General features: G+C 42.0%; 23 protein-coding genes and 3 tRNA genes. 13 read left to right on the top strand and 13 right to left on the bottom strand.

The window, feature by feature from the left end; all coding sequences use genetic code 11:
- Positions 1–6: 6 nt before the first annotated feature.
- The 3 genes from BCY91_RS15400 to BCY91_RS15390 all read right to left on the bottom strand — a co-directional run bounded on the left by BCY91_RS15400 (position 7) and on the right by BCY91_RS15390 (position 4,281).
- Positions 7–1,122, bottom strand: a complete 1,116-nt coding sequence (locus BCY91_RS15400) for a glycoside hydrolase family 43 protein (protein ID WP_120182928.1) — start codon at positions 1,120–1,122, stop codon at positions 7–9.
- Between the two features lie 413 nt (positions 1,123–1,535).
- Entirely contained in the window at positions 1,536–2,876 is a 1,341-nt protein-coding gene (locus tag BCY91_RS15395) for an efflux RND transporter periplasmic adaptor subunit (RefSeq protein WP_120182927.1), read from the bottom strand.
- Positions 2,877–2,895: 19 nt separating this feature from the next.
- Positions 2,896–4,281 carry a TolC family protein gene (locus BCY91_RS15390; protein WP_120182926.1) on the bottom strand — a complete coding sequence of 462 codons (1,386 nt, stop codon included), beginning with the start codon at positions 4,279–4,281 and terminating at the stop codon, positions 2,896–2,898.
- 51 nt (positions 4,282–4,332) lie between these two features.
- Here BCY91_RS15390 and BCY91_RS15385 point away from each other — a divergent pair, with 51 nt between their 5' ends.
- The 9 genes from BCY91_RS15385 (at position 4,333) to BCY91_RS15345 (ending at position 10,933) form a co-directional block, all read left to right on the top strand.
- Positions 4,333–5,085 carry a polysaccharide deacetylase family protein gene (locus BCY91_RS15385; RefSeq protein WP_120182925.1) on the top strand — a complete coding sequence of 251 codons (753 nt, stop codon included), beginning with the start codon at positions 4,333–4,335 and terminating at the stop codon, positions 5,083–5,085.
- 105 nt (positions 5,086–5,190) lie between these two features.
- Positions 5,191–5,601 carry a BrxA/BrxB family bacilliredoxin gene (locus BCY91_RS15380; RefSeq protein WP_120182924.1) on the top strand — a complete coding sequence of 137 codons (411 nt, stop codon included), beginning with the start codon at positions 5,191–5,193 and terminating at the stop codon, positions 5,599–5,601.
- A 110-nt stretch (positions 5,602–5,711) separates the two neighbouring features.
- The gene (locus tag BCY91_RS15375) at positions 5,712–7,037 is read left to right on the top strand and encodes a DEAD/DEAH box helicase (RefSeq protein WP_120182923.1); all 1,326 of its coding nucleotides are present in this window, start codon (positions 5,712–5,714) and stop codon (positions 7,035–7,037) included.
- Positions 7,037–7,291 (top strand): hypothetical protein, encoded by a 255-nt coding sequence (locus tag BCY91_RS15370; protein ID WP_120182922.1) that lies wholly within the window; start codon positions 7,037–7,039, stop codon positions 7,289–7,291. Before BCY91_RS15375 ends, BCY91_RS15370 begins: the two co-directional genes overlap by 1 nt.
- 87 nt (positions 7,292–7,378) lie before the next feature.
- On the top strand, positions 7,379–7,714 hold the full coding sequence (gene gldC / locus BCY91_RS15365; RefSeq protein WP_120182921.1) for a gliding motility protein GldC: 336 nt from the start codon (positions 7,379–7,381) through the stop codon (positions 7,712–7,714).
- Between the two features lie 52 nt (positions 7,715–7,766).
- Positions 7,767–8,426 (top strand): heme exporter protein CcmB, encoded by a 660-nt coding sequence (locus BCY91_RS15360; protein ID WP_120182920.1) that lies wholly within the window; start codon positions 7,767–7,769, stop codon positions 8,424–8,426.
- A gap of 11 nt (positions 8,427–8,437) precedes the next feature.
- Positions 8,438–9,100, top strand: a complete 663-nt coding sequence (gene ccsA / locus BCY91_RS15355) for a cytochrome c biogenesis protein CcsA (protein WP_120182919.1) — start codon at positions 8,438–8,440, stop codon at positions 9,098–9,100.
- Positions 9,101–9,169: 69 nt separating this feature from the next.
- On the top strand, positions 9,170–9,376 hold the full coding sequence (locus BCY91_RS15350; RefSeq protein WP_120182918.1) for a CcmD family protein: 207 nt from the start codon (positions 9,170–9,172) through the stop codon (positions 9,374–9,376).
- Between the two features lie 120 nt (positions 9,377–9,496).
- Positions 9,497–10,933 carry a Glu/Leu/Phe/Val family dehydrogenase gene (locus BCY91_RS15345; RefSeq protein WP_120182917.1) on the top strand — a complete coding sequence of 479 codons (1,437 nt, stop codon included), beginning with the start codon at positions 9,497–9,499 and terminating at the stop codon, positions 10,931–10,933.
- A 210-nt stretch (positions 10,934–11,143) separates the two neighbouring features.
- On the opposite strand, the gene BCY91_RS15340 is transcribed toward BCY91_RS15345, so the two are convergent.
- The 6 genes from BCY91_RS15340 to BCY91_RS15315 form a co-directional block, all read right to left on the bottom strand.
- On the bottom strand, positions 11,144–11,644 hold the full coding sequence (locus BCY91_RS15340) for an Mpo1 family 2-hydroxy fatty acid dioxygenase (RefSeq protein ID WP_120182916.1): 501 nt from the start codon (positions 11,642–11,644) through the stop codon (positions 11,144–11,146).
- A 366-nt stretch (positions 11,645–12,010) separates the two neighbouring features.
- Positions 12,011–13,573 carry a ribonuclease Y gene (gene rny, locus BCY91_RS15335; protein ID WP_120182915.1) on the bottom strand — a complete coding sequence of 521 codons (1,563 nt, stop codon included), beginning with the start codon at positions 13,571–13,573 and terminating at the stop codon, positions 12,011–12,013.
- 221 nt (positions 13,574–13,794) lie between these two features.
- Positions 13,795–14,088, bottom strand: a complete 294-nt coding sequence (locus tag BCY91_RS15330; protein ID WP_120182914.1) for a cell division protein ZapA — start codon at positions 14,086–14,088, stop codon at positions 13,795–13,797.
- A 25-nt stretch (positions 14,089–14,113) separates the two neighbouring features.
- On the bottom strand, positions 14,114–14,404 hold the full coding sequence (locus BCY91_RS15325) for a hypothetical protein (RefSeq protein WP_120182913.1): 291 nt from the start codon (positions 14,402–14,404) through the stop codon (positions 14,114–14,116).
- A gap of 497 nt (positions 14,405–14,901) precedes the next feature.
- Positions 14,902–17,295: a phenylalanine--tRNA ligase subunit beta gene (pheT, locus tag BCY91_RS15320; protein WP_120182912.1), complete on the bottom strand. Its 2,394-nt coding sequence runs from the start codon at positions 17,293–17,295 to the stop codon at positions 14,902–14,904.
- 174 nt (positions 17,296–17,469) lie between these two features.
- Positions 17,470–17,862, bottom strand: a complete 393-nt coding sequence (locus BCY91_RS15315; RefSeq protein ID WP_120182979.1) for a response regulator — start codon at positions 17,860–17,862, stop codon at positions 17,470–17,472.
- Between the two features lie 230 nt (positions 17,863–18,092).
- Between BCY91_RS15315 and BCY91_RS15310 the strand changes: the two genes are divergently transcribed.
- From BCY91_RS15310 to BCY91_RS15300, 3 genes are all read left to right on the top strand, one after another.
- Positions 18,093–19,049, top strand: coding sequence for an acetyl-CoA carboxylase carboxyltransferase subunit alpha (locus BCY91_RS15310; protein WP_120182978.1), 957 nt, complete (start codon positions 18,093–18,095; stop codon positions 19,047–19,049).
- Between the two features lie 193 nt (positions 19,050–19,242).
- Positions 19,243–20,484 (top strand): peptidase U32 family protein, encoded by a 1,242-nt coding sequence (locus BCY91_RS15305; protein ID WP_220699488.1) that lies wholly within the window; start codon positions 19,243–19,245, stop codon positions 20,482–20,484.
- Positions 20,477–20,698 (top strand): ferredoxin, encoded by a 222-nt coding sequence (locus tag BCY91_RS15300; RefSeq protein WP_120182910.1) that lies wholly within the window; start codon positions 20,477–20,479, stop codon positions 20,696–20,698. The genes BCY91_RS15305 and BCY91_RS15300 overlap by 8 nt, the downstream gene beginning before the upstream one ends.
- 1,029 nt (positions 20,699–21,727) lie before the next feature.
- On the opposite strand, the gene BCY91_RS15290 is transcribed toward BCY91_RS15300, so the two are convergent.
- Positions 21,728–21,801 (bottom strand) — tRNA-Asn (locus BCY91_RS15290).
- Between the two features lie 206 nt (positions 21,802–22,007).
- Between BCY91_RS15290 and BCY91_RS15285 the strand changes: the two genes are divergently transcribed.
- Positions 22,008–22,979, top strand: a complete 972-nt coding sequence (locus BCY91_RS15285; protein WP_120182908.1) for a glycoside hydrolase family 5 protein — start codon at positions 22,008–22,010, stop codon at positions 22,977–22,979.
- A gap of 645 nt (positions 22,980–23,624) precedes the next feature.
- Here the strand turns inward: BCY91_RS15285 and BCY91_RS15280 are convergent.
- From BCY91_RS15280 to BCY91_RS15270, 3 genes are all read right to left on the bottom strand, one after another.
- Positions 23,625–23,698, bottom strand: a tRNA-Arg gene (locus tag BCY91_RS15280).
- Between the two features lie 37 nt (positions 23,699–23,735).
- Positions 23,736–23,809: transfer RNA gene (locus BCY91_RS15275), tRNA-Ile, on the bottom strand.
- Positions 23,810–23,941: 132 nt separating this feature from the next.
- Positions 23,942–26,365 carry an alpha-ketoacid dehydrogenase subunit alpha/beta gene (locus tag BCY91_RS15270; RefSeq protein WP_120182907.1) on the bottom strand — a complete coding sequence of 808 codons (2,424 nt, stop codon included), beginning with the start codon at positions 26,363–26,365 and terminating at the stop codon, positions 23,942–23,944.
- Between the last annotated feature and the right edge of the window lie 173 nt (positions 26,366–26,538).

Here is a 26,538-nt window from a genome sequence, read left to right as displayed (position 1 = left end):
AATGGGCTATTTGCTTTTGTTGGCGTAAGGATCTATCGTAATAATTTTGCCGTCGGCATCGTACTTCAGCTCGGTTACTTTCACGTTGCGAAGGTGTGTTTTACCGCCAGAAACTTGAGTATCATGATAAAAAAGATACCATTTGCCTTTAAACTCTACGATAGAATGGTGGGATGTCCAGCCGATTACCGGTTTTAAGATTACCCCTTGGTAAGTGAATGGGCCGTAAGGATTATCGCCGATGGCATAGCAAATTAAGTGGGTATCCCCGGTGGAGTATGAAAGGTAATACTTGCCATTGTATTTATGCAACCAGGCCGCCTCAAAAAACCTACGGTCGTGGTCGCCACCTTTTAACAGCTGGCCTTTTTCATCTAAAATTTGTACATCTTTAGGTTCTTCGGCAAATTCTAACATGGTACCGTCCATTTTAGCAATTTTAGGCAATAGGGCAGGTTTATCATCTTGTTCTAAATCTGTTGCCGAACCTTTAGGGTCAAATTTACCGCTAGCCCATTTTTGGAGCTGACCGCCCCAAATCCCACCAAAATACATGTACGATTGCCCGTCTGTATCGGTAAATACCGCCGGATCCATGCTAAAACTGTTTTTTATAGGCTGTGGTTGTGCTTTAAAGGGACCTTGCGGTTTATCGCTAACGGCAGCGCCAATCCTAAATATGCCTTCTTTGTCGCGCGCTGGGAAGTAGAAATAGTATTTACCATTTTTATAAGCTGCATCTGGCGCCCACATCTGTTTAGAAGCCCAAGGTACATCTTCTACCGTAAGCGCCATCGGATATTCGGTTACTTTGCCGCCCACACTGTCCATAGAATACACGTAGTAATCTTTCATGGCAAAATGATCACCGTTATCGTTTTCTGGCATCCCTGCATCATAATCATGCGATGGATACACAAATATTTTTCCTTCAAACACATGCGCAGACGGGTCGGCGCTGTAACGGCTGTTGATTAACGGTTGCGAAATGGCGCCGGCAAATTCGTTTTTTGTAGAATCGGCAGTGGCGGTGCTATCGGCCACGTTGGTGGTTTTTGCGTTTTGCGTGCAGGCAGTGGTGGTTATAAAAAGCGCTGCTAAAACTAGGTTGTTAATGTTCATGTATTGCGTTTTAAATTTAGCTTATATGGAATTGTAAATATAAAAGCAGCTTTAAAACACAAAGGTTATTATTGTTAAAATTGATGGTATAAATGTTCAAATTGGGGTTAAAAGCCGTAGTGGGATGTGTTTTTTGGAAGTGATTGTGGATATTACCGGATGGACGTATATATAACGCGTAGCCAATTTAGTTGTGGCAGAGTCCTATGCAAGCGGCTCTGCTGGGACAATATCTGGACAATATAACATATAAAACTTCCCTCTGCATCATAAAAACAAAAACCGAGCTGTTAACAACCCGGCTTTCATCAATATATTTTTCCAAGGAAATAAGACCCAAAATTTCAAGCCTTAAACCTTAGACCTCATACCGTAAACCTCAAGCCTTAAACCTCAGGCGCCACGTCTCTTCCCTAGTCCTTCTTCTCTCCGCTAAACAGCTTGCTTTTATCTACCACCTCAACCTGCATATCGTTTTTTAAGGTTTTAGAAATAGCGGCATAAGGCGCACTCACCACCTGCTGCCCGGCTTTTAAGCCAGATGTAATCAAGATATTTTGATCGTCTTGTATGCTAGTTTTCACCTCTACCTGTTTTACTTTGCCACCATCAACCACAAAAACATATTCTTTAGCTTTAGACTTCTGCTTTTTCTCCGCTTTTTCTTCATCGGCCGGTTTGTCAGATTTTTGGGCATCCGCGCCTTCATCTTCACGTACTGTTACCGACTGGATTGGCACCACCAGGCCCTTTTTACTTTCTGTTTGGATGTCGACCGTTGCCGATAAACCCGGCTTAAACGGCGAGCTGGTTTTTCCTTTGTTGTTTAAACCCTCGTAAGATTCTTGTAAAATGCGAACTTTCACGGCAAAATTAGTCACCTCGTCTGTACCAGTACCGGCCACCGTAGCCGAGCTGGCAATCTCTGTTACAATCCCTTTAAACTTTTTATCTAAAAATGCATCCACCTCTATGGTGGCGGTGTCGCCCAAGCTCAAACGGTTAATGTCGTTTTCATTTACATCAACATTTACTTCCATGCTGCTTAAGTTGGCAATCGTCATAATCTCGGTACCGCTCATTTGCGCTGTACCCACCACACGCTCGCCTTTTTCTACAGATAGTTTAGAAACCACGCCATCTACCGGAGCATAAATATTGGTACGCGCTAAATTATCGCTGGCTTCTTTCACGGCGGCGCCAGATTGCTCTAAACCAAATTTAGCACCTACTACACTTTGGCGTGCTTGCTCTAAACTTGCTTTAGATGACAGATATTCCGCACGGGCGGCATCAAATTCTGCGGCAGAAATTACCTTGTCTTTATATAGTTTCTCGGTGCGGCGGTATTTCGCCTCCACATTTTTGAAATTTGCCTCAGACTGTAGCAATTGTTGCTGACTGCTAGCTACCGATGCTTTTTGCGCATTGTAAGATGCCACGCTACGCTCGTAACCCGAAACCAAAATGTCTGGTTTAATTTTACAAAGCAGCTGACCTTTTTTTACCACGTCGCCTTCCTTAACGGTAAGCTCCACAATCTCGCCAGATACTTCCGGACTTAGCTTCACCTCCACCTCTGGCTGTATTTTCCCGCTGGCAGATACGGTTTCGATAATGTTTTTCTCTTCCACTTTGCTCACAGCAACCTGGGTTGTTTTGCCCTTCCCAATCCAGCCCATTTTGTTGGCAATAATTGCCAATACCACCAAAACGGCAACGCCTATTAAAATATTTCTAACTGTTTTATTCATTTCTAAATTCTGTTTAAGCTTATAATGTTAGTGGGTTTCCTAAGTAAAAATCAATTACTTTATTCCTAAAAATTACGTTGTATTTAGCCTGTATAAAATCAAACTCGGCTTTGTTGTAATTGGTTTGTGATGTGTTAAGCTCAATGGAGTTTGCTAAGCCAACATCATAACGTTGCTGGATGGCTTCAAAAGCGTCTTTTGATGAAATAAAGGCACTCTCGGTAGCTCTGTAATTTTCTATTGCCGATTTTAAATCTTGCACGGCTTGGTTGATTATCTTGTTGAGGTTATTTTTTGCCAATTGCTCGCTGGCTTTCGCATTTTGGTAACGCAGTTTTGCGATGTTGTAGTTAGCGCGAGAACGGTAATTGTTAAAAATTGGGATAGAGAGGTTGAAACCTATCGATTGACCAAAATTTCGATTCAGCTGTTCACCAAAAGAAACTTTTCGTTTGGTAGAGGTGTTCGTAAGCGGATCAGGAATTTGATCATAAGTGTTATTAGAATAATTGTTGTAGAGCTGACCGCCAAAACTTAAAGTTGGATACAACGCACCTTTAGCAATTTTTATCCCGTATTCAGAAGCCTGGGTATTGTACTCTGCCACTTTAATATCCGGATAATTCCCAACTGCTTTACTGTAAACCTGGTAACCGCTGTAACTGCTTTCAATTTGATCTAAATCGCCAATAACCGGAGTTTCTAACCTTATATTACGTTGTGGATCCATTTCCATCAGTTGCTTTAAATCTAGCAACGAAAGTTCAAAAGCGTTTTGTGCATTTGTTAAGCTAAGTTGATTGGTAGCAACCTGGGCTTTAGCCTGCGATAAATCTGCCTGGGTATTGTTGCCTACATCAAAATTCTTTTGTGCAATTTGCAATTGCTGATTTGACAAGGCCAGCTGTTGTTCACTAGCTTTAATTAAATCCATATTGTTCAGCACTTGCAAATAGGTATTCACAACAGACAAAGACAGGTCGTTTTTTATTTTTTCGATATTGCTTTGGTCCGACATCAGTAGTGCCTTATTCTGCAAAATCTGATTCCGCAATCGGCCACCGCTAAACAAGCTGATATCTGATGATAGATTACCGCCCGCGGTATTGGTACTTTGGGTGCCTTTGCTCACCAAACCTCCCGAAGTTTGGTCAAAATATAACCCAAACCGTTTATTCGCCGAAAAGCTACTGTTTAAACTCGGGTACAGCTCAAACTTAGATTGTTTTAGGTTTTCGTCTGTAATAGCCGACTGAAATTGAGCTTGCTTAATCTGCAGGTTGTTTTGCAGAGCGCTGTCTACAGCCTGCCTTAAGCTGATGGTTTCTACGCCTTGCCCATAGGAACTTGCCACCGCAAAGCTGGTAAAAACACCAGAAACAAGCATCTTGGTTAAAATATTCATTAGTCTTTAATTCTCTCGGATTCTAAATTTATATATACTTTCGTTTTCACGATGTTATTTCTGACAAAAACACCCTATCTTTTAAAAAAAATATATCCTAAACATCTCATCTGGCACAAAACCAGAACAGAAAAAGTGATTTATTTGACCTTTGACGATGGGCCTATCCCTATTGTTACACCTTGGGTGCTAAATACGCTAAAAAAATTTGATGTCAAAGCTACTTTTTTTTGCATAGGCGATAACATCCGCAAACATCCTGCAATTTTTGAACAGCTAAAAGCCGAAGGGCACGCAGTTGGCAACCACACCTTCAACCATTTGAACGGCTGGAAAACTGCTAACGAAACTTACCTCGGCAACATTGCCCAGTGCCAGCAATTAACAAAAACCCCACTTTTTAGGCCACCTTACGGAAGGATTAAGTTTTCGCAAATTAGACGGCTACACGAGTATCAAAATAGTAGGGAGCAAGGAGCAAGGAGTAAAGAGCAAGGAATAAAGAGTAAGGATGAAGGAACAATGAGCAAGGACGGCTTGCAAAGTTCTCAAATCTCAAATCTGGCCTCTCAAATCTCCATTATCATGTGGGATGTGCTCAGCGGGGATTTCGACCCATCTTTAAGTCCGCAAAAATGTTTGGCCAATACTTTAAAACACACAGAAAACGGCTCTATCGTGGTTTTTCATGACAGCCAGAAAGCTTGGGAACGCCTGGAGTACGTTTTACCTCGCGCCATTGAACACTGGAAAAACGAAGGTTATAGCTTTGGATTATTGCAGAAATCGAATCCTAAACCTTAAACCACTCACCTCACCCTTTTTTTGACAAATGCCTGATTGCTAAAATTGTGCACCTCGGGGTAAAAACCTAATTTTGTGCAAATAAAAAAGAACAAAAAATCAATCATGTATCCAGAATATTTAGTTGCTCCGATGCGGACAGAATTAACTGACGCAGGTTTTCAAGAGCTAAAAAACGCCGAAGAAGTTAAAAATGCCATCGCAACCGAAGGAACTACGTTTGTAGTGATCAATTCCGTTTGCGGATGTGCCGCGGCTAATGCGCGGCCGGCAGCAAAATTAGCGGCATCTAACAACAAAACTCCTGATCGTTTAGTTACTGTTTTTGCAGGTATGGAAAAAGAAGCTGTTGATGCTGCCCGCAGTTTTATGTTGCCTTTTCCTCCTTCATCGCCATCAATGGCTTTGTTTAAAGACGGGAAGTTGGTACACATGATAGAGCGCCACCAAATTGAAGGTCGCCCAGCGCAAATGATTGCCGATAACCTAGTTGGCGCTTTTGAGCAGTACTGCTAAGTCCATAAGAATTTCAAAAAACCGACGTTTAGGAACCCAAAGCGTCGGTTTTTTTATGCGCCCAGCAAGCTAAAAACTCCAATATCCAAGCACAATTGTATCTTTGCCCAATGTCTAAAAACTTTGAGGATTTCGGTTTCAACAAACAGGTGCTTTCTGCCATTGCCGACGCGGGCTACCAGCAACCCACGCCTATCCAGCAAAAAGCCATCCCTCCTATTTTAAACGGGCAAGATGTTTTGGGCATTGCACAAACCGGCACCGGAAAAACCGCCGCCTATGTTTTGCCTATCATCATGAAATTGAAATACGCGCAAGGCAATGATATCCGCAGTTTAATTGTTGCGCCTACCCGCGAGTTGGCGATGCAGATAGATGAAAATGTAAAAAAATACGCTACTTATACAGATTTGCGCTCGTATGTAATTTACGGGGGCTTAGGACCAAAAACGCAGATTGAAAACCTGGGCAAAGGTTTAGATATTTTAATTGCCACGCCCGGGCGGTTTATGGATCTGTATCTGGATGGGCACATCAACACCAAAAAGTTACAAGTACTGGTACTGGACGAAGCCGATAAGATGATGGACATGGGTTTTATGCCCCAAATAAATAAAATTTTAGAGGTAGTACCGCGTAAACGGCAAAACATGCTTTTTTCCGCCACCATGAGCGAGCGTGTGGAAAAACTGGCCGAAAACTTTTTGCTCTGGCCAACTAAGATAGAGGTAACCCCGCAAGCTACGCCCGCTACCACGGTTGAACAGGTTTTGTACCATGTGCCCAACTTCAAAACTAAAATCAACCTGTTGAAGGTTTTTGTTGAGGATGACCCCGAAGTAAAAAAGCTAATTATTTTTTGCCGAAGCCGTGCCACAGCAGAAAACGTTTACCGCTTTTTGGTTAGGCGCTTTAATGAAAGCCATGTAAAAGTGCTACATGCCAATAAAGGGCAAAACACGCGCATCAACTCCATTAACGCCTTTAAAAATGATGAGGTGCGTATTTTGGTTGCCACCGATGTTGCTGCGCGCGGTATTGATGTTTCTGACGTAAGCCATGTAATCAACTTTGATGTCCCCATTATATACGAGGATTATGTGCACCGGATTGGGCGTACCGGCAGGGCCTATAACTCGGGCAAGGCGGTTACTTTTTGTAACGAGGCCGAGGTTTATTATATCCGCAAAATAGAAAAACTAATTAGACAACAAATCCCACAAAAGGAAATCCCGAAAAAGGTATTTATAGAAGAGACACCTTTTGCCGAAAGCCAGGCCATAGCAAGGCAGATAGACGAGCAGAAACGTAAAGAAAACCCGGATTTTAAAGGTGCTTTTCACGAGAAAAAAACGCCGGCACAAAGAGCGAAGTTTAAAGCTTCAAAAAATAAAAACGGTAAGTTTAAAACCGGAGCTAAAAAAAGAAACCGTTAATGGGTTTGCAGAACTTAAAAATAACGCCGTTAAGTCTGCTAATTGCCATTTGCATTACTTACGCTTTATATATTTTAGTTGGCGATGCGCAACAGAACGGCAAAATAACCTCGTTGTTAATTGTAGCAGCTTTGCTATTTATCAGCGATTTAATTTTTAGAAGATTGATCAGTAAAAAAACGTGGCTGTGGGCAATTGAGTTCACCTTTATTTTTCTAACAGCCATTATATTATTAATATTTAAAATTGGATGATGGGATGCATTTTGCTGTAAGCTCTTAAATTTCACCAACTTCAATAAAGCTGAGGCGAAACATCCATATAAACGAAGAAAGAAAACAATGAAAAAAGCAGAAATTAAACTTACGATAGAATTAGACGATAAAAACGTTCCGGAAAATATAACTTGGGAGTCTACAGATTCTGAAAACAAAGAAGCCTTAGCGGTAAAATCTATGATGCTGGCCTTGTGGGACCATAACTATAAGAACAGCCTACGCATTGATTTATGGACTAAAGATATGCCCGTAGATGAAATGAAACGTTTCTTTTATGAGACCTTGCAAACCATGGGCGACAGCTTTTTACGCGCCACCGGCGAAACTAAAATTGTGGAAGATCTTCGTGATTATTGCGCCCATTTTGCAGATAAAATGGAGATTAACGTACAACAATAGGGTTTATTTAATGCTTGCGAATTCCATCTCACAAGCATTAACATTTTAAAAAATGAAACTATTTGCCCAAATAAAACACCTGCTCTATAAAGAAATTTTGCTGGAGTGGCGCTCTAAATACGCCTTCAACGGCATTTTGCTTTATGTAGTTTCTACGGTTTTTGTTTGCTACCTATCTTTCCGCAGTACCCCGCCTTTGGTTTGGAACGCACTTTTTTGGATTATTTTGTTATTCGCGGCTATCAACGCTATCGCCAAAAGCTTCATGCAAGAAAGTAAAGGCCGCTTGCTATATTATTACCAAATTGCCAGTCCGCAAGCTATAATCATCGCAAAAATCATCTACAATGCCTTGCTAATGACCTTAATGTCGGCGGTGGCATTGGTGGTTTACAGTATTGTTTTCCAAAATAATGTTGGTGATTGGTTGCTGTATGCTTTGGCTGTTTTAATTGGCGCCATCAGTTTTTCAAGCGTGTTTACCATGATATCGGCCATAGCCTCAAAAGCCAACAACAACGGCACTCTAATGGCAATTTTAAGTTTCCCGGTGATTATCCCGGTCATCATCCTAATTATCAAACTTTCCAAAAACGCTATGGACGGCTTGGACCGTTCTGTATCATGGGATGAGATTGGCGTTTTAACGGCCATAAATTTCATTGTAGTCACTGTTTCTTTATTGTTATTTCCTTACCTTTGGCGAGATTAAACACCACAGCTATGTCTAAAAACTGGTGGAAAGTTTTAGCATCGGTATTTGTTTTATACAGTGTAGTCGCCGGGCTACTTTTCAAGGTCCCAACACTTCCAATTCTTCACGAGAGTATAAGAAATTTATACTATCACGTTCCCATGTGGTTCGCAATGGTGGTCATTTACTCTGTTGCGGTTTATTACAGTATCCGCTATTTGCAAACCGGAGATGAAAACCATGATTTGGTAGCGGTAGAAGCTGTTAACACCGGTTTGGTTTTTGGTTTGGTGGGCTTAGCGTCGGGCATGGTTTGGGCAAATTACACTTGGGGAGCGCCTTGGCCAAACGACCCAAAGCTGAACAGCGCCGCCATTGCTACTTTACTTTACTTCGCCTACACGGTACTTAGAAGTTCGTTGGACGAAGAACAAAAGCGCGCCAAAATAGCTGCCATTTACAATATTTTCGCCTACCCCATTATGGTGGTGCTGTTGTTTGTTTTGCCTAGGTTAACAGATTCCCTGCATCCCGGCAACGGTGGCAATCCCGGTTTTGGCGCCTACGATTTAGACAGTAATATGCGTTTTGTGTTTTATCCCGCAGTTTTAGGTTGGATAGGCATCGCTGTTTGGATTGTAAATATCCGTTACCGCATCCGCAAAATCGAAAATAAAAGAAACCAGATTTAAATAAAAGACCATCATTTTCTGCAAAGTTTTTATCGGGGGACAAACCGAAAACCACACAATCCAAATCAGATGAAAAAAACAGCTTTATCTTTTATCCTTATGCTAAGTGCAGTTTCTTTGTTTGCACAAGAGAACGGCGTAGAAATGGCCGATAAGCTTCGTGCCTCGGGCAAAATATATGTGGTTGTAGCCGTAATGTTACTTCTTTTTACAGCTTTCATTCTGTACCTTTTCAGTATCGACAAAAGACTAAAAAAAGTGGAGAAAGGAAACTAGGCAAAGTGTTTGTTGCGGTAAAAACGACCTTGCTTTTACCGTAAAAACGTTAGTAAAAACGCTTTCCTTATCGGTTGGGCTTTGTCTTTTGTTAGTTTAGATAACCTAATTTTTAAAGCTATGACCAACGCTAACCCTTCTTCATCAAAAGAAGAATTTCATTTTTTTGCTGATGTATGCAGCTATGTAGACCAAGCCGCAAAGTACAGCAATCATGATCCGGGCTTACTAGCCCAAATTAAGGCATGTAACAGTGTTTACCGCTTCCAGTTCCCCATCCGTAAAGGAAACAGTTTCGAAATTGTGCACGCTTGGCGCGTTGAACACTCGCACCACATGTCGCCTACTAAAGGTGGTATCCGTTATAGCGACATGGTAAATGAGGACGAGGTAATGGCCCTGGCCGCCTTGATGACTTATAAATGCGCGATTGTAAATGTACCTTTTGGAGGTGCTAAAGGCGGAATTAAAATTAATCCAAAAAATTACTCGGTGGCCGAGTTAGAAAATATTACCCGCCGTTATACGGTAGAACTTACTAAAAAGAACTTTATAGGCCCTGGCATTGACGTGCCCGCACCAGATTATGGCTCTGGCGAGCGAGAAATGTCGTGGATTGCCGACACCTACTTGGCCATGAATCCAGGTTCGTTAGATGCCTTAGGCTGCGTAACCGGAAAGCCAATAGCTTTACATGGCATTGCAGGCCGTAAAGAAGCTACCGGCCGTGGGGTTGCTTATGCGATTAGAGAATGTGTTTCTGTTGCAGAAGACATGAAAAAATTGGGTTTAACGCCCGGTTTAGAAGGTAAAAAAATTATTGTACAGGGTTTAGGGAACGTTGGATACCATACCTCTAAATTTTTATTAGAGCTGGGTGCAACTATTGTGGGTTTCTGCGAATACGAGGGCGCTATTTACAACGAAGACGGTTTAGATTTAGAAGATGTGATTAAACACCGTAAAGAAAGCGGTTCTATTTTAGCATACAGCAAAGCTAAAAAGGAATTTAAGAACTCGGCAGAAGGCTTAGAGCAACCTTGTGATATTTTGGTCCCTGCAGCGCTTGAAAACCAGATTACTGAAAAAAATGTGGGACGCCTACAGGCCAAGATTATTGGCGAGGGCGCTAATGGCCCTACCACGCCAGGTGCTGCAGCGGCATTTTTAGAAAAAGGCGGAATTATTGTGCCAGACATGTATGCAAATGCCGGAGGGGTAACTGTTTCTTATTTTGAGTGGCTTAAAAACCTTTCGCATGTGGCCTTTGGCCGGATGGCGCGCCGCTATGATGAAAACTCGAGCACCAATTTGATGAACCTGATAGAAAGCACTACCGGAATTACTTTAAGTGCCGAGCAACGCCGTGTGGTGGTTAAAGGTGCTTCGGAACTGGAGCTGGTAAACTCTGGTTTGGAAGATACAATGGTGCGCTCGTACCATGAAATTAGAGAGAAGAAAATGCAACGTAACATTGACAGTTTAAGAACAGCAGCGTTTGTAGTTGCGGTAGATAAAATTGCCACCTCTTACTCTAACATGGGCATTTGGCCTTAATAGTTATTAGTCCGTAGCGGACACTGGAGGTTTATTAGGAAAAAAAGGCGAGGCGCACAAAGAAGCCTCGCTTTTTTTGAAATGTCTAATCAGAGGTGTAAGGTTTAAGGTATGAGGCTTAAGGTCCACCGTCATTGTTCTTTATTCTTTGCTCTTTATTCCGCTTCTCGCTATCCTGATACTTTATACCAGCATCTTGATACTTTCGTCCTAGTATCTGATATTCAATTTTTTAAGCACAAAATGCAATAACCAAATTGGCCCAATCAATAAAAAACGGAGATCGTCAAAAAAAGACGGCTGTTTTCCTTCTATTTTATGCCCTATAAACTGCCCTGTCCAAGCAAGCACAAATATGATTAAACTCACCAACCATAAAGCTGGTCCGCCGTCGCGTTCTAGGTATTCTAACTGTACGATAAAAAAATAGCAGAAGGCAAAGAAAAATAACATGAGGTACGAAAGTATCGGCGAAAGCCTTAAATAATAATAGATACTTGCGCCCATGGCAAAAGAAAACCAGTTGATATACATGTTATATTTACCCAAAAACGCAATATGCGGGAATGGTATAGCGGTTATCAGCCCAATTAAACTGAAGACAATCAGCGGCACGCAAATCCAGTGAATTAATTTATTCGTAGGATTTTGATGGCTTTCTGAATATTTTTCAAACAAAATATCGACTGATCTTTTTTCTTCCTTTTTCATAACGATTTTACCATAGAGGTTTTGTTTGCAAAGGTAATGTTTTTTTAACCGCAGAGGACTCGGAGGTCACAGAGCTGAATTTGATATTAAACAAAAAAGCGATGAATAATTTCATCGCTTTTCCTATAACATTAGTTCTAATAGAATTATTTTAACATATAATATGACATTATGAAAATAGCTATCACAGTTCCGATATACTGAATTATACCGACAAGATAAATAGTTCTCTTTACGGAACTGCACATCTCATCAAACCTCTTTTCTAAATCGAAACCCAAAGTATCTAATCCATCTAACATTTCCTGTATTTTTTCATATTAGCTAAATGTTATATTCTCAAATCTCACGTCTCAAATCTCACATCTACTTGGCGTAAGCTACGCTCCTTGTTTCTCTTATCACCGTCACCTTAATTTGGCCTGGATAAGTCATTTCTGTTTGGATACGGTTAGAGATGTCCGCCGCTAAAATTTCAGATTGCGCGTCAGAAATTTTCTCGCTTTCGACCACTACGCGTAGTTCTCTACCGGCTTGTATTGCAAAAGTTTTTTCAACACCCGGATAAGATAGTGCTAGGCTTTCCAGTTCTTTCAGCCTGCGGATATAGCTTTCTACCACCTCGCGACGTGCACCTGGACGGGCGCCGGAAATAGCGTCGCAAGCCTGCACAATAGGCGAAATCATCGAGGTCATCTCAATCTCGTCGTGGTGGGCGCCAATGGCGTTGCAAATTTCAGGGTGTTCTTTGTACTTCTCTGCCAATTGCATACCCAAAATAGCGTGCGGCAGTTCTGGGTTATCATCTGGCACCTTGCCAATATCGTGCAGTAAGCCGGCGCGTTTTGCCATCTTCGCGTTTAAGCCCAATTCGGATGCCATGGTGGCGCAGAAATTAGCTACCTCGCGCGAGTGCTGCAATAAATTTTGTCCGTAAGATGAACGGTAGCGCATACGTCCCACCATCCTAATCAGTTCTGGGTGCAGGCCGTGGATACCCAAATCAATCACAGTACGCTCGCCAATCTCTACAATTTCCTCTTCAATTTGCTTTTGGGTTTTTGCCACCACCTCTTCAATACGCGCCGGATGTATGCGCCCGTCGGTTACTAAACGGTGTAAGGCTAAACGCGCAATTTCGCGACGTACGGGGTCAAATCCTGAAAGGATAATTGCCTCCGGTGTATCGTCCACAATAATCTCGATACCGGTGGCTGCTTCTAAGGCCCTGATGTTTCGTCCTTCGCGACCAATAATCCGGCCTTTAATTTCATCATTCTCGATATTAAAAATGGAAACCGTATTTTCAATTGCCGATTCGGTTGCGGTACGCTGGATGGTTTGGATAACCACCTTTTTAGCCTCTTTTGCGGCAGTTAAGCGGGCATCATCTACAATATCTTTGATGGATGCCATGGCACGGGTACGTGCTTCCTCTTTCAAATTGTTTTCTAGCTGCACTTTGGCTTCCGCGGCACTAAGTCCGGCAATAGCTTCTAACTGCGAAACGTGTTGCAATTTTATCGCTTCCACCTCCTCTTGTTTCGCTTTCAGCAATTCGGTTTGTTTTTCAAAAGCCTTACGTTGGTTCTCCAGCTCTTGTTCTTTGCGGTTCTGGTTTTCCAACTTTTGGTTTAACGATTGCTCTTTTTGCTTCAGCGTGTTCTCTTTTTGTGCTATGACGCCATTTTTCTGGTTCACCTCTTGCTCATGCTCCGCTTTCAGCTGCAAAAACTTCTCTTTTGCCTCTAGCAACTTGTTTTTCTTTAAAATCTCGGCGTTGTTTTCGGCCTCTCTCAAAATCTTTTTAACCTTATTTTGAGCCGCAACTTCCTGTTGCTTCAATAGTTGTCTCAGTAAATACCTGCCCGTAATTATGCCCAGCGCAAACGCTATAACCGCTATAATTAGGTAAATGATTATCTCCATAAATTGTAAAAAATAAAATAAAAAACCGCTTTAAATTTTAGATCCCATGTATTGTAAACTTGTCGAACATGTTTAGGGTTTAAGCCTTAGACAGATGGACAACCAAATGAATTACGCTTTTGTAACCCTTCTTAAATATCGAAGTGTTAAGTTTAATAAATAGTGAAACCTAAAACCTAAAACGGTTATATCGTCAAAAATACCTTTTTTCCGATTAAAATCTATGCTTTGTTAAAAAAATCGTTCAATATACTATCCAATTCTTCTACTTTCTCTGCAACGTCTGTATCTGCATGCACCGCTTTTTTCTCGGCATTTAATGATAGGGTTGCATAATGCAACACGCACATGGAAAGTAAGTCCTGTTTATCTTTAACCGCATACTTATCTTGTAATTCTTTAATACGGTCATTAATCAACTTGGCAGCTCTCCTCACAACTTCTTCCTCTTCCATACTGATCTTTAAAGGATAAATACGGTCGGCAATATTTATTTTTATCGAGATTTCTCCCATCTGATTCTTGGTTCACCTGTTGATATTACTTATTCAGCAATACAATACACTTATCTATTTCCCGCACAAATTCGTTAATTTTTTGTTTGATGTCAAGTGTTTTCTCACTTGTACCCTCCAAGCTTTTAGCCAATTTTACCACCCTAAGCTTTTCTTCCAAATCTTTCCGTTGGGCTTCGCTGGCTTCCAAAGCGTACTTTAGTTGCTCGTTTTGTTGGCCAATCTGCTCGTTTTGTTGCTGTAAAGCTTTAGATAATTCTACAAGCCTCTGTGTGCGATCCAGCACTTGATCTAGTTTTCTGGCAATTACAGACATTTATTATTCTTATTTGTTTGGAATTGTTTAGCTATTTCACAGCTAAAATTAATATTAATCTTTAAACTCGCGTTATCCATTCAATTGCATGGCCCAGATATGGAACTGACACCGGGTAAAGCAACGTTCTGTGATTTGATTAATACTAAATTTAGACCTTAATTTTTAAAAACCTTATCAGCGCTAACAAAATTGGTATCGGCAATAAAATCAATCTTCATTTTCCCTTATTGCCGCCTGATAAGATAATCCATCAATATTGCGTTTTAGCTACCGAAATGTTTATTCAAATTCCCCGCTTCGCATCTATATTGAACTTTTCTTTCAATATTTCCGCGATATTGCTCGAATTAGATTTCTCAATTACTATAGTCACGCCTTTATACGTTATAATTGTAATTTACACAAAAACACTCAAACTCAATAGAGATTTAATATTTCTGCATCTTTCTTATTTCACCTACACCATTTACCTTAGGCCTTCCACCCCAAACAACCTACCTAATCTCTGCACCTGCCTCCTTAGAAAAGTTAGCAATCAGTTTTTGCATAATTGCATCTATTTGTTTGTCTTCCAAAGTCCTTTGCTCGTCTTGCAGCTTAAAGCTCAGCGCGTAAGATTTCTTACCTTCAGGAAGTTTATCGCCCTGGTAAACGTCAAAAACATTCACTTCTTTCAGTAAGTTCTTTTCGGCTTTATTGGCAATACGTTTTAAATCTTCAAAACGCACTTCTTGGTTAACCAACATTGACAAATCTCTGCGGACTGCCGGAAATTTAGATACTTCTTTATAAGTTATTTTATTGCTTTTCGCCAACGTTAGCACCAAATCCCAGTTGATATCTGCGTAAAAAACCGTTTTGTTCACATCGGCAAATTTTAAAGCGGTCTTAGCTACAGCGCCAAAGCTTGCCAATAGCTTATTTCCTTTACGGTATTGGATGCCGTATTCAAAACTTTCATCCTCAACATCTTCGGATACTAACGGACCAATACCCAAACGTTTGAAAATGCTGTCAACGGTAGCTTTCAAATTATAAAAACTGAAAGCTTTAGCCTGCTGGTTCCATTGTTCTGCTTCTGTTTTACCGCTCAAAAATAGCGAGAGGTGATTGCTTTCGCGATATTTACCCTCGGCGGTGCGATAAGTTTTGCCAAACTCGTAAAATTTAACATCGGCGGTTTTACGGTTTTGGTTAAAAGCCACTGCTTCTAAACCCGAGTAAAGCATACTTTGGCGCATCACATCCAAATCCGAACTTAGCGGATTCAATATCTTTACGGCTTCATCCAAATTAGTCGAATAAGCCGATTTGGTTAATGAGTTTGATAAAATTTCGAAAAATCCATTAGCGGATAGCTGATCTGCAATAGTGTTTTGAATGGCTTCTTTATCGGGTTTTGGCGAAACGTTTAAAGACGCATTCACTTTTTGAGGGATCTCGATATTATCATAACCATAAATACGCAAAACCTCTTCAATAACATCTACCGGGCGCGTTACATCTACTTTATAGGTAGGCACCTGCAAATGTAAGGTAGTGGCATTTTTGTTTACAATAGTAATCCCTAAAGCGGCGATGATTTTAGTAATCTCTTCCGCAGGAATTGCTTTACCTATTAAATTCTGCACCTGCTCAAAACTCAGCTCCACCTCAAAGGGGGCAACAGGTTTTGGGTAATGGTCAAAAATCTCTGAACTTATTTTTCCGCCTGCAAGCTCTTGAATTAGTAAAGCTGCTTTCTTTAACGCTGGCACGGTCATCTCGGGGTCGGTACCGCGTTCAAACCTAAACGAAGAATCTGTTTTTAAACCCAGCCTTTTCGCAGTTTTACGTACCGAGACGGCATCGAAATATGCACTTTCTAAAAAGATATTTTGAGTGTTCTCGCTCACTCCAGAATCTGTACCGCCAAAAACACCGGCAATGCACATGGGGTGCTGCGTATCGCAAATCATCAAATCATCTGCGCTAAGCCTACGCTCTACCCCGTCTAAGGTGGTAAATTTAGTGCCCGCTGCGCATTTTTTTACGATGATTTCTTTCCCCGCCACTTTATCGGCATCAAAGGCATGTAAAGGCTGACCAAGATCGTGCAGTATATAATTGGTAGCATCTACCACGTTATTGATAGCGCGTAAGCCAATTACAGAAAGCTTCTCTTTCAGCCATTTTGGCGATTCGGCTACTTTTACGCCAGAAATAGTTAAACCCGAGTAGCGCGGTGCCGCATCATCCTGTACAGAAACTTTAAACGTTAAATCGTGGTTGTCCACTTTAAATTCCGACAGATCATCCGCTTTAAGCGGTATCTGGAGGTAAGCGGCCAAGTCTCTGGCAACTCCTAAATGCGATGCAGCATCTGCACGGTTGGGTGTTAAACCGATCTCGAAAAGATAATCATCGTTCAGCTGAAAATAATCTTTAGCCAAAGTACCCACCGGAACCTCATTTGGCAGCACCATAATTCCGGCATGGCCCTCTCCTAAGCCTATTTCATCTTCGGCGCATATCATTCCCTCGGAAACCTCGCCCCTAATTTTTGATTTACTGATTTTAAAAGGCTCGCCATTTAAAGGATAAACGGTACAGCCCACCGTTGCCAAAATCACTTTTTGGCCGGCCGCCACATTAGGTGCGCCACAAACCACCTGTAAATCTTCGGCAGCGCCAACATCTACTTTGGTAACCCTTAACCTATCTGCATTTGGGTGCTGTACGCACTCTTTTACCTGCGCCACCACTAAACCAGCCAAGCCGCCGGGCACTGCCTGTACTTGCTCTAAAGACTCCACTTCCAGACCTATTGCGGTTAAAATTTTCGAAATATCTTCGGGAGATAAGTCTGTATCAATATGCTGTTTAAGCCAGTTATAGGAAATTTTCATGTATGCTTATTTTATAATGAGTATTGGCGTCGATGTATCGGCGGAAGCCAAAATCAAATGTTTTAAAGTTTATCTTGTGGCGCAAAACGCCATATCTAACGCCTGCAAAAATAGGAAAAAGCGTGTAACTTTTGTTTTAGTAAAGGTGTTGTATTGGCGCAAACAACGGCATAATTATCTTTTTTCGAGGATATTTTTGAGGTCTTCCAGGTTTACCGGTTTAAACAGGTATCTTTTAATGATGGGGATATTGGCCGCCTTCTCTAAATCGCGCGGGTCAATAGATGAACTTACCATATAAATGTCCACTTTTTGTTTGCCGGGAATATTTAACTCGGCATAAGCTTCCAAAAAGCCCCAACCGTCTAGTACGGGCATCCTCACATCTAATAAAATCACATCGGGCAGTACTACTTTATCTGCCGGTGTGTTTATTAGATAATCCAGAGCCAATTGGCCGTTTTTAAACACCAACACTTGTTCTGAAAGTTGCTTAAGGTTGATTAGCCGTTTTATTGCATACACATAAACTTCGTCGTCATCAATTATAAATGTCGCCTTAACCATAGGAGCAAAAATTAGAGCCTTTATGTGGTTCGCCAAAAGCCCTTTGTTTAAAAGGTAGCTAAGTTGACTAAATTTACCATAAAAAAAACATTTGTACAATATTTAACGTTTTATTCTTTTAAAAGCCGTTTAAAATACGCTATCTGGAGGCTAAGGGTTAAGAAGCTAAAGTATCAATTTTCATTTTTGCGAAGTAAACGATAACTTAGACCCCTCAAAAAACAATGGTTATGAAGACTTCTTTCGACTTTGAAAAACCTATTGCCGACCTACAGGGGCAGGTAGAAAAGGTTAAACAAGTTGCGGAAAAAACAAAGGTGGATATGTCGGCAACTTTGAAAGAGCTTGACGAGAAAATTGAAACCACTAAACAAGAGATTTACGCTAACCTTACAGGCTGGCAACAGGTGCAAATTTCCCGGCATCCGGAACGGCCTTATACTTTACAATACATAGAAAATATTTGCGACGACTTTATTGAGATGCACGGCGACAGGACCGTGAAAGACGATAAAGCTATTGTTGGCGGATTTGGGTCTTTAAACGGCGAAACGGTAATGTTTATTGGCCACCAAAAAGGCACCAATACCAAAATGAGGCAATATCGCAATTTTGGGATGGCCAACCCAGAGGGGTATCGCAAGGCTTTGCGTTTGATGAAACTTGCGGAAAAATTTAATAAACCGGTTGTAACCTTTATTGATACGCCCGGCGCCTACCCTGGCTTAGAAGCCGAAGAGCGCGGACAGGGAGAAGCAATTGCACGCAACTTATTAGAAATGTCTGTACTGAAAGTGCCAATTATTTGCATTATTGTGGGCGAAGGTGCCAGCGGCGGTGCTTTAGGCATTGGCATTGGCGACAAAGTTTATATGTTAGAGCATACTTGGTATTCGGTAATTTCGCCCGAATCCTGCTCATCTATTCTTTGGAGAAGTTGGGATTTTAAAGAAAAAGCTGCCGAATGTTTGCGTTTAACATCAGACAACATGCTGGCGAACGGACTAATTGACGGCATTATTAAAGAACCAATGGGTGGCGCACACCAGGACCCCGAGCTGATGAGCCAAACCATAAAAGAACGTTTGATTCAGGATTTAAAAGCCTTAAAAGCTAAAAATATCGAAACTCTTATCAGCGAGCGTATCGATAAATTTTGCGCAATGGGCGTGGTTGTTGAAGACTAGATTTTTTACACAAAAAATTGATGGGCCGGCCTTTTGCGCCGGCTTTTTTTATGGTTTAAGCTTTAGCGACATTAATTTTTAGAATAAATAACCTTCTCCAGAAAAATGACCAAAATCAATAAACCGTAAAATATTACGCATTCTGCTTAGGAATGCGGGCCAATAGCTTTGCTCCATTTATCTGACGATTTCTATGGGACGAAAAGTTGAGCTACTGGCGCCTGCGGGATCTTTTGAATGCTTACAAGCCGCAATAAATGCCGGCGCTGATGCGGTTTATTTTGGCGTAGAGCAATTGAACATGCGTGCAAAATCTGTGCGATCATTTGTGTTGGCAGACCTGGAACAGATTTCTTTTCTTTGTAAAACCCATGGCCTAAAATGCTACATCACCTTAAATACCGTGATGTACAACCATGACATCAAACTTTTGCAGCTCATTTTGCAAGCGGTAAAAAAACATGAAATTGATGCGGTAATAGCGTCTGATTTTGCTGTAATTAACCAATGTAAGCTACTAAACATTCCGCTACATATTTCTACCCAGGCAAATGTTAGCAATATTGAAGCTGCCGCGTTTTTCGCTGATTCGGCAGATTTAATTGTTTTAGCGCGCGAACTTACGCTATCCCAAGTTAGTGATATTTGCAAAGAGATTGGTCGGCGCCAACTAAAAGGTTTATCGGGCAAACCTTTGAAGATAGAAATTTTTGTACACGGTGCTTTGTGCATGGCTGTTTCTGGTAAGTGCTATTTAAGTTTACATGCGCAAAACGCGTCAGCAAACCGTGGCGCCTGCACGCAAGAATGCAGGCACCCGTATAAGGTGACCGACTTGGAAACCGGGCGAGAGCTGGTGGTTGACAACGAGTATATCATGTCGCCAAAAGATTTGTGCACCATTAATATTTTAGACCAGCTGGTAAATAGTGGCGCGTCTGTTTTTAAAATAGAAGGGCGAAGCAAAGGACCAGATTATGTTTATGCGGTTACAAAATGCTACCGTGAAGCATTGGACGCCGTTGAAGCGGGAACTTATAGTCTGGAAAAAGTGGAGCAATGGATGACGGAGCTCTCGGCGGTGTACAACCGTGGTTTTTGGGAAGGCTATTATTTAGGTAATCAATTGGGCGCGTGGACCAGCAAGCCGGGATCTGTGGCTACAGAGAAAAAAGTTTATTTAGGACGCGGAACTAAATATTATCCAAAAATTAACGTTGCCGAGTTTTTAATTGAAACCGGAAGCTTAAAAGCTAACGATACTTTGATGATTACCGGAGCTGAGATTGGGGCGGTAAAAGAACTTGTTAAAACCTTGACGGTAAACGGTGTTTTAGCAGAGAAAGCTACAAAAGGCGATAAAATTACCTTTAAATTTCCTTACAAGGTGTCCGGCAAAGACAGGCTTTATAAACTTGTAGCCAACGATGGCTAAACTAATACAATACCGCGAAAAATGTATTGGCTGTGGCATTTGCGAAGAGCTGCAACCAGAATACTGGCGCATGTCTATGAAAGATGGTAAAGCTACCCTGTTGCACGCTGCAAATAAGAAGAATATTTTAATTAGACCTATACACCAAAGCGATTTTGAAACAAGCACTAACGTAGCAAACGCCTGCCCTGTAAAAATTATCCAAGTACGATAATGAGTTTTGCAACTTATCACCGATTTCTGATCAGCGTTATATCGTCATCTGTAAAAACGGTTTGGTCTCCGGTGTTTGAAGTCCCAATCATATCCGTCATGTTTATGCTCTGATGCCAAGTAAATGCGCCGGCTGGACTATCAGCAACAGCGACTTAAAACCTCGCGGCCGCACTGCACAAACATGGCGTATTGCTTTGTTTCGGCGAGGTAAGCGACGCCTAAACAGCCCACCCAATACGGGGCGCGTATGCTTCATCAGTTCGTCCCGAGTAAGAACATCAGCTTCCAATTTCCAATTCACCAAATCGGTAGAACTATAGCAGGGCACCGACTGCAAAGACACGCCTTTGGTTGTTACCGATGGGTTTTCGCGGTATTCGTCTGCCTGCTTATCATTTACGCCATACCAATAGTATTTAGTTTTAGATAAGTTCGGTGAAGCATGATTTGTTAAAAATGTTAGGTGTTAATTTGGCAAAATATCCAAAAAGCCGAAAATTTAAAAGCGTATTACCGGATTTTACTGTGTTTTGCCGAATTTTGCCGGGATTTGCCACATTTTGCGGTTTTTCTTCGAGGCTTCTTCGGGACCGCTTCGAGAAATAACCCCATTTTCCCGAAGAATGGTGGAAGATGGACGGGTGATGGTAGCGTGCGGGATCGGAAAATGTTTTTTTAATCTATCTGATCTAAAAAATCAATTGAAACAAAAAAGCAATGCGGACGTGCATTACTTTTCATCCTGCTCCCAAGCCTGGGCTCGAACCAGGGACCCTCTCGGTTAGACAACCGGGATGCCTAAGCAGCGCTTCAATAAAATTTCGTGTGATTGAAATATCCCTAAAAACAAAAAAAGCAATGCGGACTTGCATTGCTTTTCTTCTCGCTCCCAAGCCTGGGCTCGAACCAGGGACCCTCCCGGTTAGCCAACCGGGATGCCTAAGCAGCGCTTCAATAAAATTTCGTGTGATTGAAATATCCATAAAAACAAAAAAAGCAATGCGGACTTGCATTGCTTTTCTTCTCGCTCCCAAGCCTGGGCTCGAACCAGGGACCCTCTGATTAACAGTCAGATGCTCTAACCAGCTGAGCTACTTAGGAGTGCCTGATTGTTCCGCAATCGGCGTTTTCGCCGTTCGGGAGTGCAATGTTCGCAATTTTAATCCTATTATCAAAAAATATTTAGAAATAAATGAAGCTATTATTTTGCAAGGGATAGCGCGTTGGCCTTTGCATATTTTAGGATGAATAAGTATTAGGTTAGTCGCCTGTACCCAAAGTATTTTAACACCAACAAATTATGCATCATGGTAAAAAACATTTTGTTAACTGTTTATTATGTATTATGTATTTCTCTTTTTGCGGGCGCACAAGAAAACTGCAACTCAACCTCACAACTTATGGTTAAGGGCAGGCATATACTGAACGCTAAAGATGAGCCTGTACAGCTTAGAGGCCTAAGCTTCTCTTGGAGCGTGTGGCAAGGAAAAAAATATTACAACAAAAACGTTGTAGATTGGCTTAAACGAGATTTCAACGCAACTTTAGTCCGGCTTTCAATGGCGGTACAGCCCAAGGGAGGATATCTGGATAAGCCCAATGAACAAAAGGCATTAATCACCGAAATAGCAGACTATGCCATCAGCAAAGATTTATATGTGATTATTGACTGGCACGACCATCATGCAGAACAACACCTAGAGCAGGCGAAAGCATTTTTTAACGAGATGGCGCAACGTTACGCAGGTGAACCCAGTGTCATTTACGAGATCTGGAATGAACCGGAAAAGCAAAGTTGGCTAACTGTTAAAAACTATGCAACCGAGGTGATAGCCAGTATCAGAGAGCATGACCCTTGCAACCTTATTGTGGTAGGTTCGCCGCATTGGGATCAGGATGTGGATATGGTGACCGAAAACCCTATTACCGGTTTTAATAACATCGCGTATTCTTTCCATTTCTATGCCTCAGACAATTACCATCAGGACGAGCTGAGGAACCGTGCGCAAAAAGCAATAGATAAAGGTTTACCTTTATTTGTAACCGAATGGGGCGTTGGAGAAGCGGATGGCGACGGAAAATTCGACTTGCGGAAAACGGAAGAATGGGTTAGTTGGATGGAGAAAAACAAGCTGAGCTGGGCAAATTGGAATATTACCGATAAAAAAGAAACCACTGCGATACTTAAACCGGGAGCATCGATACATGGCGGATGGCTAGAAAAACATCTTACGCCTGCCGGCAGGTACATCAGGGAATTATTGAGAGGGTTGAACTAAAATACACCTGTTTAGCGTTAATGTGCTCCGAATCTTACCAGCACCCTGAAAACAAAAAACCTCTTCCCGTTGAGAAAGAGGCTTCCTAAAAGTGATCGCATCAGGATTCGAACCTGAGACCTTCCCGTTTAATGACGGGATGCTCTGTCCAGCACCCTGAAAACAAAAAACCTCTTCCCGTTGAGAAAGAGGCTTCCTAAAAGTGATCGCATCAGGATTCGAACCTGAGACCTTCCCGTCTTAAACGGGATGCTCTGTCCAGCACCCTGAAAACAAAAAACCTCTTCCCGTTGAGAAAGAGGCTTCCTAAAAGTGATCGCATCAGGATTCGAACCTGAGACCTTCCCGTTTAATGACGGGATGCTCTATCCAGCACTCTGAAAACAAAAAACCTCTTCCCGTTGAGAAAGAGGCTTCCTAAAAGTGATCGCATCAGGATTCGAACCTGAGACCTTCCCGTTTAATGACGGGATGCTCTATCCAGCACCCTGAAAACAAAAAACCTCTTCCCGTTGAGAAAGAGGCTTCCTAAAAGTGATCGCATCAAGATTCGAACCTGAGACCTTCCCGTCTTAAACGGGATGCTCTGTCCAGCACCCTGAAAACAAAAAACCTCTTCCCGTTGAGAAAGAGGCTTCCTAAAAGTGATCGCATCAGGATTCGAACCTGAGACCTACTGCTTAGAAGGCAGTTGCTCTATCCAGCTGAGCTATGCGACCTTTAAAGGGCGCTTTTGTGCCCTTTAAATTAGTTTTGTGCACCCACCTGGGCTCGAACCAGGGACCAAAAGATTATGAGTCTTCTACTCTAACCAACTGAGCTATAGGTGCCGAAATCATCGCTGATTTGCGGATGCAATGTTAGCGTTTTTTTCTAAATTATACAAAAAAAATACCGGCCAGTCATTTAAAATAAAACCGCCCCTACAACTGCATTAAAGCTAATTTATAAGCCCTTTATTATCAGAATATAGGAGGGTATTTCGCTGGATTTGATTGCGAAACCATGGTATAAATACGCTCCACAATATCATCTACGCTAGGTTTGGTAAAGTAGTCGCCATCCGATCCATAAGGCGGACGGTGTTCTTTTGCGCTTAGGGTTTCGGGCTTGCCATCTAATAAAAAATATCCGTCTTGGCGCTCCAAAATATCCTGCAAAATAAAAGCACTTGCACCGCCCGGCACGTCCTCATCTACTACTAAAAGCCGGTTAGTTTTCTCTAATGATTTCTTACAATCCATAGCCAAATCAAAAGGCATTAAGGTTTGCGCATCTATCACCTCGGCAATAACGCCATAAGCTTCCAGTTCTTCCGCAGCTTCTAAAACCAATCTTAAAGTTGCGCCATAAGAAACCACCGTAATATCCCTACCTTCTTTTAAAACCTCAACTTTGCCTAGCGCTACCGTAAAATCACCCGGATTTTCGGGCATTTTCTCTTTTAGGCGGTAACCGTTTAAGCACTCTATCATTAACGCGGGCTCATCGCCGCGTAACAGCACATTGTACATCCCAGCGGCCTGCGTCATGTTGCGTGGCACGCAAAGATGAATGCCCTTTAAAGCGTTTAATATCATCCCGATAGGTGAACCTGCATGCCAAATCCCCTCTAAGCGGTGTCCGCGGGTACGTATAATCATCGGCGCAATTTGACCTGCTTTGGTGCGGTAACTTAAACTTGCCAAATCATCGGTTAGCACATTTAGCGCAAACACCACGTAATCCAGGTATTGTATTTCTGCGACAGGCTTAAATCCGCGTAAGGCCAAACCTATCCCCTGCCCTATGATGGTCATTTCACGGATGCCGGTATCTGTAATCCTTATTTCTCCGTATTTAGCTTGTAAGCCTGCAAAACCCTGGTTCACATCACCAATGGCGCCTAAATCTTCACCGAAAGCCACCAATTTGGGATCGCGGGCAAAATTGGCATCAAAACATGCATTTAAAAGTTCCCTACCATCTACCATATTGCGTTCTTCGCCGTAAACCGGCGCAACGTCTGCAATTTTCAACGGAGATTTTGGCGTGTCAGAAAAAAGCTTGCTATTGTAACGTTCCTCATTCTTTTTCAGCTCGGTTTGGTACCAGTTAATTAGCCGATCGCGTACAGCAGACGGCTTATTTCTGCTTAAACGGATGGTTTTGCGTACTGCCGAGAACACCTCGCGGCGCATAGGATCAATTTCCGATTTAAGCACTAGCGATACCTTTTCTACAGCCTCAACATCTGCCGCAATAGCGTCTATTAAGGCCAAAGCTTCCTGTCTTTCGGCCTTTATAACGGTAGAAATCTCTTTCCAAGCATCGCGTAAGCAGGTTTTAACGTATTTCTTCGCTTCCTCTTCTAGTACTTCCAGCTCACCTTCAGTTAAAATAGCAGATGACAACAGCCATTCGCGCATTTTTAGCAAGCAGTCGTACTCTTTCTCCCACTCTAATCGCGCTTTTGATTTGTAACGCTCGTGCGAACCCGAAGTGGAATGTCCCAAAGGCTGCGTAAGCTCGGTTACATGGATTAAAACCGGCACATGTTCTTCGCGGCAGATTTTTATAGCACGTTCGTAGGTTTCGCAAAGGGCCACATAATCCCAACCTTTAACTTTAAATATCTCGAAACCCGGCTTTCCTTCTTCTCTTTGGAAACCTTTTAAAACTTCTGATATGTCTTCTTTTGTGGTTTGATATTTTGCGGGTACGGATATGCCGTAATTGTCATCCCAAATAGAAATTGCCATCGGGATTTGCAAAACACCAGCAGCGTTAATAGCCTCAAAAAACACACCTTCTGTAGTAGATGCATTTCCTATGGTGCCAAAGGCGACCTCGTTACCGTTGATGGAAAAGTTTGAAAATTCTTTAAGATCCGGATTTTGACGGTATAATTTAGAAGCATAAGCCAAACCTACCAAACGGGCCATTTGCCCGGCGGTTGGCGATATGTCTGATGAAGTATTTTTCATCTCCACCAGGTTTTTCCAGCTACCGTCTTCATTTAAAGAACGCGTTGCGAAATGCGCATTCATTTGGCGCCCTACAGAAAAAGGTTCTTTTTCGATATCTGGCGTAGCATAAAGCTGGGCATACATTTCTTTAATGCTAGCCATTTCTGCGGCAAACATAAAAGTTTGATCGCGGTAATAGCCCGCCCGCCAGTCGCCGGGTTTAAACACCTTGGCCATAGCCAATTGCGCTACCTCTTTACCGTCGCCAAAGATGCCGAATTTTGCTTTGCCGGTTAAAACTTCCCTCCGCCCTAAAATACTGGCCTGCCGGCTTTTGAATGCAATGTCATAATCATTAATGACCATTTGCTTAAAATCGTCAAAGGTTAAGTTCGACGTGTCGTAAGTATCTTCCGGTCTGTAATTATTCGCTATCATCGTCATTGCAAAGAGGCTCAAAAGTCAAAAATAGAAAAATAATTGTAGCCCTAAAACAAGCGCCATGCTTTAAAAAAATTTGACACGCCCACCTAATTAGCTATATTTGGGTAAACAATTTGTGGAAAACATCCGTATACACAGCACACACGATAAGATATTTAGCACAAACA

Source organism: Pelobium manganitolerans (assembly GCF_003609575.1).
GTDB lineage: Bacteria > Bacteroidota > Bacteroidia > Sphingobacteriales > Sphingobacteriaceae > Pseudopedobacter > Pseudopedobacter manganitolerans.
This window is presented reverse-complemented; position numbering and strand designations above follow the sequence as displayed.